This is a genomic window from Bradyrhizobium sp. SSBR45G (assembly GCF_030159255.1).
Lineage (GTDB): Bacteria > Pseudomonadota > Alphaproteobacteria > Rhizobiales > Xanthobacteraceae > Bradyrhizobium.
Window position 1 is genome coordinate 83282 of the sequence record NZ_BSCT01000033.1, and the last position, 13005, is coordinate 96286.

Annotated in this window: 10 protein-coding genes; 6 read left to right on the forward strand and 4 right to left on the reverse strand. The window is 66.9% G+C overall.

Features of this window, described 5'->3' with window-relative positions; all coding sequences use genetic code 11:
- Nucleotides 1-136 precede the first annotated feature (136 nt).
- From QQL87_RS29130 to QQL87_RS29140, 3 genes are read right to left on the reverse strand one after another with little or no spacing between them, the layout of a single operon-like run.
- Nucleotides 137-1132 carry an ABC transporter substrate-binding protein gene (locus tag QQL87_RS29130; RefSeq protein WP_284422551.1) on the reverse strand — a complete coding sequence of 332 codons (996 nt, stop codon included), beginning with the start codon at nt 1130-1132 and terminating at the stop codon, nt 137-139.
- 37 nt (nt 1133-1169) lie between these two features.
- On the reverse strand, nt 1170-1994 hold the full coding sequence (locus QQL87_RS29135) for an ABC transporter ATP-binding protein (protein WP_284422552.1): 825 nt from the start codon (nt 1992-1994) through the stop codon (nt 1170-1172).
- On the reverse strand, nt 1991-2734 hold the full coding sequence (locus tag QQL87_RS29140) for an ABC transporter permease (RefSeq protein WP_502871230.1): 744 nt from the start codon (nt 2732-2734) through the stop codon (nt 1991-1993). Before QQL87_RS29140 ends, QQL87_RS29135 begins: the two co-directional genes overlap by 4 nt.
- Nucleotides 2735-3155: 421 nt before the next feature.
- Between QQL87_RS29140 and QQL87_RS29145 the strand changes: the two genes are divergently transcribed.
- Both QQL87_RS29145 and QQL87_RS29150 read left to right on the forward strand, forming a co-directional pair.
- Nucleotides 3156-4379, forward strand: a complete 1224-nt coding sequence (locus tag QQL87_RS29145) for an MFS transporter (RefSeq protein WP_284422554.1) — start codon at nt 3156-3158, stop codon at nt 4377-4379.
- Nucleotides 4380-4728: 349 nt separating this feature from the next.
- Nucleotides 4729-6447: an N-acyl-D-amino-acid deacylase family protein gene (locus QQL87_RS29150; RefSeq protein WP_284422555.1), complete on the forward strand. Its 1719-nt coding sequence runs from the start codon at nt 4729-4731 to the stop codon at nt 6445-6447.
- 292 nt (nt 6448-6739) lie between these two features.
- On the opposite strand, the gene QQL87_RS29155 is transcribed toward QQL87_RS29150, so the two are convergent.
- On the reverse strand, nt 6740-8050 hold the full coding sequence (locus QQL87_RS29155) for an MFS transporter (RefSeq protein WP_284422556.1): 1311 nt from the start codon (nt 8048-8050) through the stop codon (nt 6740-6742).
- 258 nt (nt 8051-8308) lie between these two features.
- Here QQL87_RS29155 and QQL87_RS29160 point away from each other — a divergent pair, with 258 nt between their 5' ends.
- From QQL87_RS29160 to QQL87_RS29175, 4 genes are read left to right on the forward strand one after another with little or no spacing between them, the layout of a single operon-like run.
- Nucleotides 8309-8968, forward strand: a complete 660-nt coding sequence (locus tag QQL87_RS29160) for an ABC transporter ATP-binding protein (RefSeq protein WP_284422557.1) — start codon at nt 8309-8311, stop codon at nt 8966-8968.
- On the forward strand, nt 8965-11427 hold the full coding sequence (locus QQL87_RS29165; protein WP_284422558.1) for an ABC transporter permease: 2463 nt from the start codon (nt 8965-8967) through the stop codon (nt 11425-11427). Before QQL87_RS29160 ends, QQL87_RS29165 begins: the two co-directional genes overlap by 4 nt.
- Complete coding sequence (locus tag QQL87_RS29170) at nt 11417-12499, forward strand: lipocalin-like domain-containing protein (RefSeq protein WP_284422559.1); 1083 nt, start codon at nt 11417-11419, stop codon at nt 12497-12499. The genes QQL87_RS29165 and QQL87_RS29170 overlap by 11 nt, the downstream gene beginning before the upstream one ends.
- A 24-nt stretch (nt 12500-12523) precedes the next feature.
- Nucleotides 12524-12916: an MAPEG family protein gene (locus QQL87_RS29175; protein WP_284422560.1), complete on the forward strand. Its 393-nt coding sequence runs from the start codon at nt 12524-12526 to the stop codon at nt 12914-12916.
- The last annotated feature ends 89 nt before the right edge of the window (nt 12917-13005 follow it).

The following is a 13005-nucleotide window of genomic DNA, read 5'->3' on the forward strand; positions in this document are numbered from 1 at the left end:
GACGTCGCCGCATCTCTCTCGGATCGTGATGCGGTTCCACGGCATCGCATCACGATCTCATCCCCTCGTTCGAGCATGATGTGTTCGGAGAACCGGTTTCCACTTTTCCGGATCATGCTTCCGACGATCGCGAGCCTCACGCCAGCGTCTTCAGATACAGGCTCGAATCGAAATAGCTGCTGGCGGGGGTGAACTCCTTGATGCCCGCATTGGCCATGAAGAAGTCGGTCGACTGCTGCAGCCAGGCCGCGACGGTCCCGTCGGCATACATCGGCTTCCATTGCTGCGAGGTGAACATCTTCTGGGCCGCGAACTGCTCCTTCAGATCGGACAGCGGCGCCTGCGGGTAATGCGCCTTCTGCAGCGACTCCAGCGCTTCGCTGCTGTTCGCGATGAAATAGTCGTTGGCTTCCGCCCAGCCCTTGATCAGATTGGCGAGCGTGGCCCGGTTGGCATCGTAGTAATCGTTGCGCGCCGCCCAGCCGCCCATGATCGCAGCCTGCGGATAATAGGCCGAGGCGTCAGCGAGCTTCACCGCGCCTGCGACCTTCTCGCGCACCGTGATGTTGAACGGCACCCAGAGCGCGACGGCCGGCACGGCACCGGAGATGAACGCGGTGACGGCCGCCGGCATGGCCTGGTTGACCAGCTCGACGTCCTTGGGGTCGACCTTGTTGGCGCGCAGCGCCTTGTCGAGAAAGACATGCGCGGTCGTGCCGGTCGTGGTCGCGATCCGCTTGCCCTTGAGATCGGCGAAGGATGCGATGCCCTGATCGGCGCGGACCCAGAGCTGGGCGGTGGCCACCTCGATGTCGTTGATCAGGAACACCTTGCCCTGGCCGCGCGCCGGAAAGTTGGAGACGACCGCGCCGGTGGCGAGCACGTCGAGACTGCCGCCGATCAGGGCCTGGAACAGTTCGAGGCCGGTGTTGAACTGGCGCAGCTCCAGATCAAGGCCCTGCTTGTCGAATGAGCCTCGGTCCATGCCGGTCCAGATCTGGCCGTCGACGGCGAGCGTGTGCAGGTAGCCGACGCGGATGCGCGCTTTCGCCTGCGCGAGCGCCGGCGCTGCCAGCGTGGCGCCGCCGAGCACGGCCCCGGCCGCCGTCGTCAAGAAGTGTCGCCGATCCATGATACGCCTCCCTCTGTTGTCGTTTTATTGTCGTTGTTCAGTCTGCAGGAACGAACGATGGCGTCGGCGCCAGCGGCGCCGTGTACTCGTCCATCACGAGCCGGCCGACCCGGGCCCGCAACTCCGCGAACTCGCGTCCCTCGCGCAGCTGTTCGGTCCGCGGATAGGCAAACGGCACCTCGACGATCTCCTTGATGCGCGCCGGACGCGCGGTCACGACCACGATCCGCGACGCCATGAAGACCGCCTCCTCGACCGAGTGCGTGATCAGCATCACCGTCTTGCGTTCGGCCGCCAGCACCCGGAGCAGCAGGGTCTGCATGTGGATCCGGGTCTGCGCGTCGAGCGCGCCGAACGGCTCGTCCATCAGCAGGAAACGCGGCCTGACCGCGTAGGCGCGGGCGATCGCAAGCCGCTGGCGCATGCCGCCCGAGAGATGCTTGGGATAGGCATTGGCGAACTCGGTCAGGCCCATCAAGGCGAGATAATGCGCGCAGATCTCGTCGCGCTCGGCCGCCGGCACGCGATTGGCCTTCAGGCGCAGGCCGAACGCAATGTTGTCGCGAACGGTGAGCCAGGGAAAGACGCCATACTCCTGGAAGATCACGCCGCGCTCCGGACCGGGGCCGACCACGGGCACGCCGTCGAACAGCACGCGTCCGGATGTCGGCTTCTGGAATCCCGCCAGCATGTTCATCATCGTGGTCTTGCCGCAGCCGGACGGACCGATCACGGCGATGAACTCGCCCTCGTCGATGTCGTAGCTGACATCGTCGATCACCGTCAGCCGGCCGCCGGGCGTGTCGAAGCCGAGCGACACCTGATCGAACCTCGCCCGTCGCGCTCCCGGACCGCCCGTCATCCGACGGCCCGGTCCTGCCACACCAGCAGCCAGGCGCTGAGCCGGCGCAGGAGCGTGTCCATGATCAGCGCGACACAGCCGATGCAGATGATGCCGACATAGATGACGTCGAGCAGGAAATAGGTCGAGGCGTTCTGGATCGTGGCGCCGAGCCCGCGCTGCGCGGCAATCAGCTCCGAGGCGACCAGCGTCGCCCAGGTCACCCCCAGCGACACCCGCAGCGCGGTGAGGATATGCGGCACGGTGAGCGGAATGATCACCTTGAGGAAGGTCTCGAGCTCGCTCGCCCCGAGCGTCTGAGCCACGCGGATGTAGAGCGGCGTGATCTGCGACACGCCCTCGTACATCACGATCACGCCGGAGAAGAACGCCGCGTAGAACAGGATCACCAGCTTGGCGACCTCGTCGACGCCGAAATAGACGATGACCAGCGGGATCAGCGCGATCGGCGGCAGCGCGCGAAAGAAATTGATCAGCGGATCGGCGAAGATTCGGGCCGGCCGGTACCATCCGATCAGGAAGCCGATGGGAACGGCGACGGCGATCCCCAGTGTCACGCCTGCGAACACACGCCGCGCGGAGGCGAAGATGTCGTACAGCAGACCGTGATGCAGCAGCAGATCGATGAAGCGCGCGGCGACCTGCTGCGGCGCTGGAATCAGGGCGTCGTTGACGAAGCCGCTCAGTCGCACCGCGTACCACAACAGCACGACGCAGAGCCAAGGCGCGAGGCGCAGCACGACGGTTCTCAGACCACGCACGTGCATGTCACATCACTCGCACTGCTCAAACCAACGCACGGTAAAAATCATAGGTCATGCCGCCTCACCATACAAGTTGCGTCGGGAGCAGGTTGCACGGTGAGCGCAATGCATGGCACGCCGATGGCAGACCCGCTTCACCGCTCGCCGGAGTTGTCTGCGCGCCACGCGCCGCGCGTCATGGGATGCGCGCAGGCGACTGCCGAAGATGATCGGCCTGCCACAGATGTCGGCGGGCGCAGCATGCGCGCACGTGCCATGCAGCCGCGTTCATGGACAGTGAACCACAATCGCCGATAGTGTGGCGCTTCGCCGCGCCATGCCGCGGAAGAGGCGGCCATTCGCGGCCCGCAGTGACACCCAGGCCAATTTCAGACCCCCGGAGCCGATCGGATCGACCATGGCTGACGTTCTCGCCGCATCGCAACATACCGGTGCTCCGGTCCGGGCCGCCTCTTCCGTGCGCACGCTGGCGCTGATTTCGCTGGCCCATTGGGTCAGCCATCTCCACATGTACGTGCTGCCGATGCTGTTCCCCTATCTCAAGGAGAAGCTCGGCGTCGGCTATGTCGAGCTCGGCCTTCCGCTCACCGTGTTTGCCGTGGTGTCGGCGCTGACCCAGGCGCCGGTCGGCTATCTGGTCGACCGCGTCGGCGCGCGCCGCATCCTGCTGCTCGGCCTGACGCTCGGCGGCGTGTCGCTCGCCATGCTCGGCGTCTACCTGACCTACGCCAGCCTGATGGGGGCGGCGGTGCTGATGGGCCTCGCCAATGCGGTCTATCATCCGTCCGACTACGCGCTGCTGTCAGCCCATATCGAGGAGAAGCGGATCGGCCGCGCCTTCGGCGTGCACACCTTCTCCGGCTATCTCGGCGGCGCCGTCGCGCCCGCCGTCGTCGCCGCTCTGGTGACGACCGTGGGCGGCTCCGGCGCGCTGATCGCCACCGGCCTCGTCGGCCCGCTCGCCGCACTGCTGCTGCTCGCCGGCAACGTGCCAGAGGTGCCGAAGCATCAGCATCACGTCCGCGCCGATGGCACCAAGGCCAAGCCACCGAGCCTGCTGACGCCGATGCTGATGCTGCTCACTGTGTTCTTCATGCTGCTGAGCCTGTCCAATATCGGCATTTCCAGTTTCGGCGTCGTCGCCTTCATGAACGGCTACGGCATCTCGTTCTCGACCGCCAACATCGCACTGACCGCCTTTCTCGGCGCCAGCGCCGTCGGCGTGCTCGCCGGCGGCTATCTCGCCGACCGCATCCGCCATCACAACCTGGTCGCGGCGGTCGCCTATGCCATCAACGCCGTGCTGGTGCTGATCATCACCTTCGTCAGCCTGCCGACCGTGCTGCTGGTCGCGATCATGCTGACCGCCGGCTTCATGAGCGGCGTCATCGCGCCGTCGCGCGACATGCTGGTGCGCCAAGCCGCCCCTCCCGGCGCCGCCGGCCGCGCCTTCGGCATCGTCTCCACCGGCTTCAATGTCGCCGGCGTGATCAGCCCGCTGCTGTTCGGCTGGATCATGGACATGCACGCGCCGCGCTGGGTGTTCGGCACCTCCGTCGTGTTCATGCTGCTGACCATCGTGCTGGCGTTTTTCACCGAGCCGAAGAAGGCGACGGCTTAGCTGTTAGTCGTCACTATCAAGCTTATCGTCAAAGCGCCTGGACACAGGAAGATGAGCGCAGTGCCCATGACTGCGCCCTCTCCCCTTGCGGGAAAGGGCATGCAGGACGGTTCGGCAAGCTCGGTTGGGTGAGGGGTATCTCTCCGCGCTACACTCGTGGAGAGATACCCCTCACCCGACCGAGTGAATGGATAGGCCGGCGACGCCCTCTCCCGCAAGGGGAGAGGGCACAGTCATAGGCACCGCGGCGGCGGCTTCTGTCGCAACGCTGCCCTCACGTCCCGCGTGTTGACATCACCGCCCGACCGCCGATGATGCACGCAACAACAACATCCGGGGAAGACACGCCATGACCCAGCCAGATCTCGTGATCCGCGGCGGAACCGTTGCTGACGGATCTGGCGGCGAGCTCTTCGAGGCCGATGTCGCCATCGCCGGCGGCCGCATCGTCGAGGTCGGCAAGGTCGCGGCATCCGGCCGCGAGGAGATCGATGCGCGCGGCAAGCTCGTCACGCCCGGCTTCGTCGACGTCCACACCCACTATGACGGCCAGGTCACCTGGAGCCACGACATCTCGCCGTCATCGCAGAACGGCGTCACGACCGCGGTCATGGGCAATTGCGGCGTCGGCTTCGCGCCGTGCCGCCCCGCGGATCATCAGCGGCTGATCCAGCTGATGGAAGGCGTCGAGGACATTCCCGAGCCGGTGCTCGAAGCCGGCATTCCCTGGGAGTGGGAGAGCTTTCCCGATTACATGGAATGGCTCGGCCAGCGCGCGTTCGATCTCGACATCGGCGCCCAGCTGCCGCATGCGGCGCTGCGCGTCTATGTGATGGGCGAGCGCGGCGCCCGGCGCGATCCGGCCACAGCAGAGGACAACCGCGCGATGGCGGCGCTGGCCCGCGATGCGGTCAAGTCCGGCGCGCTCGGTTTCTCCACCTCGCGCACGCTCAACCACCGCACCTCGACCGGCGACTACACGCCGACACTGAAGGCTGGCGAGGACGAACTGATGACGATCGCGACGGCGATGCAGAGCGCCGGCCGCAGCGTGCTGCAATTCGTGCTCGACATCTCCACCATCCACGAAGACCTGCCGATGATGCTGCGCATCGCCGAGCAGACGAAGTGCCCGATCTCGTTCTCGGTGACGCAGAACGACCGTGCGCCGCAGCGCTGGCGGCAGACGCTGGCCGAGATCAATGCAGCCGCCGCGCGCGGCCTGTCGGTGACGGCGCAGATCGCAGCGCGCCCGGTCGGGCTGCTGCTCGGGCTCGAATTGTCGCGCAACCCGCTGCAGACGCATCCGAGCTATCAGGCGATCGCGCATCTGCCGTTACCCGCGCGCGTGGTCCGGATGCAGGATCCGCAGGTGCGCGCGGCCATCCTCAGCGAGCAGGCCAGCGCAACCGACGACCCGCTGTTCTTCAAGCCGAACTACGACAAGATGTACCAGCTCGGTGATCCGCCGGACTACGAGCAGCCGCCGGAGCGGTCGCTCGGCGCCCAGGCCCGCGCCCGCGGCTGCCGGCCGGAGGAGCTGGCCTATGACGCGATGCTGTCGGACGAGGGCCGCGGCATGCTCTACGTGCCCTTCCTGAACTATGCCGACGGCAATCTCGACGCCACCTATGAGATGCTGCGCGACCCCAGAAGCGTGCCCGGCCTCAGCGACGGCGGCGCGCATTGCGGCATCATCTGCGATGCCAGCTTCCCGACCTATCTGCTGACGCACTGGACCCGCGACCGCCGCCGCGGCGACAGGCTCTCGATCCCCTTCGTCGTCGCCGCGCAATCGCGCAAGACCGCCCTCTCCGTCGGCCTCGACGATCGCGGCCTGATCGCGCCCGGCTACAAGGCGGATGTGAACGTCATCGACTATGGCCGGCTGCATCTACACCCGCCCAAGGTCCACTACGATCTTCCGGTCGGCGGCCGCAGGCTGATGCAGCAGGTCGACGGCTACGAGGCGACGATCGTCTCCGGCGTGGTGACGCGCCGGCAGGGTGAGGCCACGGGCGCTCGGCCGGGGCGGCTGGTCAGGGGCGCGCGTGGTAGCGCGCATTGACCGGGTTCGTCGTTTAGCTGTGTAGGCACGAAGCCAACGATATCCTCGCTGTCGTCCCGGACAAGCGCGCGGCACGCGCGCGCCGATCCGGGACCCATAACCACAGGGAGATCTGTGAGGCACGATGTCCGACCGATCTCGCCCAGCCAGGTCCGCCACGGCGTATGGGTCCCGGGTCGGCGTCCGCCAACGCTTTCGCGTTGCCGGACTTGCCCGGGACGACACCGAATGTAAGGCTAGCGTTGTGGCAAGGCGGCGCTAAGCTCATCCATCATGCCGCCCGAACCACCCCTCACGCAAACTCCGGCGCGACAGCCTCATGCGCCTGCAGGCGGCCGCGTTCGCTGTTGGGCCAGAGCAGCGCAAGCCCGAGCAGGCCGGCGATGACCATGATGACCGCGTTGATGGTGAAGCCCGACATGTAGCCCTCGACCAGACTGCCGGAGGCCTGGATCATCTTGCCCATCACGACCGGCGCGATGATGCCGGCGAGCGTATAGAGCGCGCCGTAGATCGCGATCACGGCGCCGCGCTGCGCGACCGGCGTGAACTCGCCGATCATCGGCGGACATACGACGTAGATCGAGCCGCACAATCCCGATCCGACCACGAGCAGCGCGATCTGGGCCGATGCGCTGTCGACATGCGCCATGCAGGCCATCAGTCCGCCGCCGATCACGAGCGGAGTCGCACCGAGCACGCCGCGGGCCATGCGCGTGGAGACGCCGCGCGCCATCAGCATCTGTGACAGGAAGCCCGTCGTCAGCACGACGCACGCACCGAAGATCCAGGGCAGGATCGAGATGAAGCCGGCCTGCTGCTGCGAAAAGCCGAGCCCCTTGACGAGGAACGGCGTGAACCAGGTCAGCCCGAGCGACAGCGCCCAATAGGCGCCGAAGGTCGCCGCAGCGCAGCCGACGAAGGTCCGCGACGTCAGCAACCGCAGATAGGGCACGCGCTGCTCGCGTGAGCCGGCCATCTCGATCTCGGCCAAGGGGCCTTCCCGGCCCAGCCAAAGCCACGCCACGCTCCACATCAGTCCGACGACACCGAGCGCGCCGAACGCGTAGTGCCAGCCGTAGGTCACGATGATGAAGTTCAGCGCCGGCACTGCAAGGATGACGCCGAAGGCAGAGCCCTGTGACAGGATCGCGGTCGGCATCGCGCGCTTCTCGTCGGGAAACCATTTGTAGACCGCGTGAACCGCGACAGACGCCGCCGGCCCCTCACCGGCCCCGAGAATGACGCGGCAGATCAACAATGTGATGAAGCCGACGGTACCAACCATCGGGAATTGCGCCAGCGCCCAGATCAGCGCGAGCGCCAGCAGCACCCAGCGCGTCGGCACCTTGTTGACGACGAAGCCGACCACGATGGCCGAGATCGAGAACAGGAAGAAGAATGACGAGCCGAGCAGGCCGAACTGCTCGGCGTTCAGATTAAGCTCGGTCATGATCGGCACACCGGCCAATCCGACCACGATCTTGTCGGCGAAGTTCACCAGCATGAACAGGAACAGCAGGAAGGTGATCTTCCAGGCGCCTTTCGGCGTGGATTGCGAGCTTGCGCGGGATGTGCGCGAGAGCGTCGTTGGCGCGGCCATGTTCCCTCCCCGTCATTGTTTTGATCCGCCCCTGTGGTTCGGGCGTTTCGACGATGCTACGCACGAAGCGGCTCGGCAGGCAACGGGCCCGCGCGCTAAGTTGTTGTTGCAACGCGAGAATTTACCCTCTCGGGCTGCACGGCGAAGCCCACGCAACCTGGTCACGAGCGAACGGCCATCACATCGTGGACTTCTCGACGAACGAGCAAATGATGTTCGCGTTTGCCATCGACATGTTGTGATGCAACAACCCCGGTCATGCGCGTGCTCAGTGTCCGTGAACTCACCAAGTCCTATCGATCCGGCGGCGAGCCGATCAAAGTCCTGCGTGGCGTCGACCTCGACCTCGCCTCCGGCGAACGCGTCGCGCTGACCGGCGAGTCAGGCTCGGGCAAGAGCACGCTGCTGCATCTCATTGCGGGACTCGATGCGGCGGATGGCGGCGAGATCATTCTCGATGGCGCGTCCGTCGGCGCGCTCGACGATGCCGGGCGAGCGGCGATCCGGCGCGAGCGGCTCGGCCTCGTGTTCCAGCAGTTCAATTTGGTGCCGAGCCTGTCGGTGCAGGACAATCTCAGTTTCCAGGCCCGGCTGGCCGGACGGCACGATCCGGCGTGGCACACCGAACTGGTGGAGCGGCTCGGGCTGAAGATGCTGCTGAAGCGTTATCCCGAGCAATTGTCCGGCGGCCAGCAGCAGCGCGTCGCGATCGGCCGCGCGCTCGCGATCAAGCCGAGCCTGCTGCTCGCGGACGAGCCGACCGGCAATCTCGACGAGGACACCGCCGACGAGGTGATGGCGCTGACGCGCGATTTGGTGACCCGGACCGGCTGCGGCTTCCTGATGGTGACGCACAGCGCGCGGCTCGCCGCGATGCTCGACCGCCACGTCCATCTGCATGCCGGACGCGTCGCATGAGACGCGCGCTGTGGATTCTCGCCGTGCTACTCAGTCACTGGCGCCGGCATCCGATGCAGCTCGCGACCTTGCTGATCGGACTGATCTCGGCGACCGCGCTGTGGAGCGGCGTGCAGGCGCTGAACCAGCAGGCGCGCAGCTCGTATGACCGCGCCGCCGCGATCTTCGGCGGCGCGCGCACGCCGATGCTGGTCGCGACCGACGGCAAGATGCTGCCCTCGAGCGTGTTCGCCGAGTTGCGCCGCGCCGGCTGGCCGGTATCGCCGGTCGTCGAAGGCCGCGTGCAGATCGACGGCCGCTCGATCCGGCTGCTCGGCATCGAGCCGTTCAGCATCCCCAAGGAAGTCGGCGACGCGCCCACGGTCGGACGCAGCGAGCTCGAGTCATTTCTCACGCCGCCGCATCGCACCTTGATTTCACCTGAGACGCTGGCCGATCTCGGACTGAAAGAGAGCGCGGCGCCGCGGCTCAGCAACGACGCCCTGCTGCCGCCGCTGATGGCGCAGCAGCAGCTTGCGCCCGGCGTGCTCGTGGTCGACATCAGCGACGCGCAGAGACTGCTCGACAAGCCCGGCCAGATCTCGCGGCTGCTGGTCGGCAAGATGTCAGGCAAGCTGCCGCCGTTGCGGGAGTTTGCAGCCGGCCGGCTGCAGCTGGTGCAGCCTGAGGCCGAGACCGACCTGGAGCGGCTGACCGACAGCTTCCATCTCAACCTCACCGCGTTCGGCCTGCTGTCCTTTGTCGTCGGCCTGTTCATCGTCAATTCCGCCATCGGGCTCGCCTTCGAGCAGCGGCTGCCGGTGCTACGCACTCTGCGCGCATGCGGCGTGTCGGCGCGCCAGCTCAACAGCGTGCTGATCGGCGAGCTCATCGCGTTCGCGCTGGTGGCGGGCCTCGTCGGCCTCGTCTGCGGCTATGTCATTGCTGCGGCGCTGCTGCCCAACGTCGCGGCGTCGCTGCGCGGTCTCTATGGCGCGCAGGTGCCGGGCGAGCTGAACCTGCGGCCGGAATGGTGGCTCGCGGGCCTCATCATCTCGGTCGCCGGCGCGCTCGCAGCCGCCACGACCAGCCTGATCAAGTCGATGCGGCTGCCGATCCTCTCGACCGCGCTGCCCTACGCCTGGCAGGAGGCGCAGCGCCGCTGGCTGCGGCTGCAGAGCAGCGTTGCGCTTGCCTTCTTCGCGGCGGCCGGCCTGCTGCTGTGGTTCGGACAATCGCTGCTGGCCGGCTTCGGCGTGCTCGCGGCGCTGATGCTGGGCGCGGCGCTGCTGCTGCCGGCCGTGCTGCAGCTGGTGTTGCGGCTCGGCGAGCGCGGCGCGCGCGGAGCGCTGGCGCAATGGTTCTGGGCCGACAGCCGCCAGCAGATCTCGGGCCTGTCGCTGGCGCTGATGGCGCTGCTCATGGCGCTGGCGGTCAATGTCGGCGTCGCGACCATGGTGGAGACCTTCAGCCGCACCTTCCTGGTCTGGCTCGACGGCCGGCTCGCCGCCGATATCTACATCAGCGCCGCGGATGAAGCGCAGGCGCGCGACCTCCAGGCCTGGCTGCGCACGCGGCCCGAGGTGCAGGCGGTGCTGCCGGGCGGCCGCGCCGAGGTGCAGGTGGCGGGCGCGCCGATCGACGTGCTCGGCCTGCCCGATCACGACACCTATCGCGAGCACTGGCCGCTGCTGCAGGCCGGCGACAATCCCTGGAAGCAGCTGGTGCGCGGCGATGCCGGCTTCGTCAGCGAGCAGCTGGCGCGGCGGCTGAACCTCTCGCTCGGCGACAGCCTCGACATTCCCGCGCCCGCCGGCGACTGGCGCATCAGCATCGCCGGCATCTATGCCGACTATGGCAATCCGAAGGGACAGGTCACCGTCAACGTCGCCGCGCTGACGCGGCGCTTCCCGGCCACGCCGATGACGCGCATGGCGGTGCGCGCGGCTCCTGCCGACGTGCCGGGAGTGATCGCGGCGCTCACCGACAAGTTCGGGCTCGATGGCCGCAACGTCGTCGACCAGGCGACCGTAAAGCAGGAGTCGCGGCAGATCTTCAACCGCACCTTTGCGGTGACCGGCGCACTCAATACCTTCACGCTCGGCGTCGCAGCGATCGCGCTGCTGACGAGTCTGCTCACCTTGGCCAATTCACGCCTGCCGCAGCTCGCACCGCTCTGGGCAATCGGGCTGACGCGGCGGCGCCTCGCCGAGGTCGAGCTGTTGAAGACGCTGTCGCTCGCCGGCCTCACCGCGCTGCTGGCGCTGCCGCTCGGGCTTCTGGTCGCGTGGTGCCTGATCGCGATCGTGAACGTGAAAGCATTCGGCTGGCGGCTGCCGTTCGACGTGTTTCCGCTGCAGCTGATCAGGCTCTTGATCGTCACGCTGTTTGCGGCGTTGATCGCCTCGCTGCTGCCGGTGCTGCGGCTGGCGCGCATGCAGCCGGCCGATCTCGTGAGGACCTTCACCATTGAGCGCTAGAGCCACTCTCACGCGACGCAGGCTGATCGGCGGCCTTGGCCTGCTGGCGCTGCCGCGCCTTGCGCACGCACAGGGCTTTGCCGGCCTGAGCGACAGCGCCGACGGCTTTGCGCCGGTGACGCCGGGCAAGACGTTCAGCTTCCCGGCCGACCACGGCCCGCACAACGATTTCCGCATCGAGTGGTGGTACATCACGGCGAATCTCAGCGGTCCCAGCGGCAAGGCCTTTGGCCTGCAATGGACGTTGTTCCGCTCGGCAGCGCGGCCCGGACCGCAAGGCGAAGGGTTCGACAATCAGCAGCTCTGGATGGCGCATGCCGCGGTGACGCGCGCCGACAGTCACCGCTCGACTGAAAAATACGCGCGCGGCGGCATCGGCCAGGCCGGCGTCGAGGCCAAGCCGTTCCAGGCCTGGATCGACGACTGGCAGCTGCGCGGCACTGATACGACCGACGATCAGGCGCTGGCGCCGCTCGACATGAGCGCGAGTGCACCCGACTTCTCCTACGCGCTGCATCTGGAGGCGGATCGCCCCGTCGTACTTCAGGGCATCAATGGCTACAGCCGCAAATCCGAGCGCGGCCAGGCGTCCTACTATTACAGCCAGCCGTTCTACCGCGCTCGCGGCCGCCTGACCTTCGACGACCAGCCGGTCGAAGTCACAGGCCAGGCGTGGCTCGACCGCGAATGGAGCAGCCAGCCGCTGAGCCCCGACCAGAGCGGCTGGGACTGGTTTGCGCTGCATTTCTCAGGCGGCGAGAAGCTGATGCTGTACCGGATGCGGCAGGGCAACGGCAACTACACATCGGGCACCTGGGTCACGGCAGACGGCGCCTCGCGCCCGCTCGGTCCCGACGGCATCGTGATGAATCCGACGGAGACCGTTGCGATCGGCGAGCGCAAGCTGCCGGTCGGCTGGCGCGTCGAGATATCGGCGCTCGGCATCGCCATCGACTCGGCGCCGCTCAACCCGAAGGCCTGGATGGGCACCCGCGTGCCGTATTGGGAAGGACCGATCAGCTTCAAGGGCAGCCACACCGGGGTAGGATATCTCGAGCTGACCGGGTATTGAAGCGCATCACCGGGGGACACCGCCATGTATCACTTCACCGCACTCGTCACCGTTCTCGCGCTCATGCTGTATTTCTACATGGGCTTCCGTGTCGCCCAGGCGCGCGCCAGCTTCGGCGTCAAGGCTCCTGCGGTCACCGGCAATGCGGATTTCGAGCGCGTCTTCCGCGTGCAGGCGAACACGCTGGAATGGCTGCCGATCTTCCTGCCGGCGCTGTGGCTGTTCGCGATCTATGTCAGCGACGTGATCGCAGCACTGATCGGCCTGGTCTGGATCGCCGGCCGCGCGATGTACCTGGTGTCCTACGCCAAGGCCGCCGAGAAGCGCGGGCCCGGTTTCGGCGTGCAGGCCCTGGCTGCCTCAGTCCTGCTGGCCGGCGCGCTGATCGCGATCCTCTGGCGGATGCTGCACGGCTGACAGCTCCGCACTCCGCCGTCGTCCCGGGCTTGACCCCATAGGCGCTAAGATAGTTTTAGCATCATTTGATAGCGACGTTTTCTTCTCGG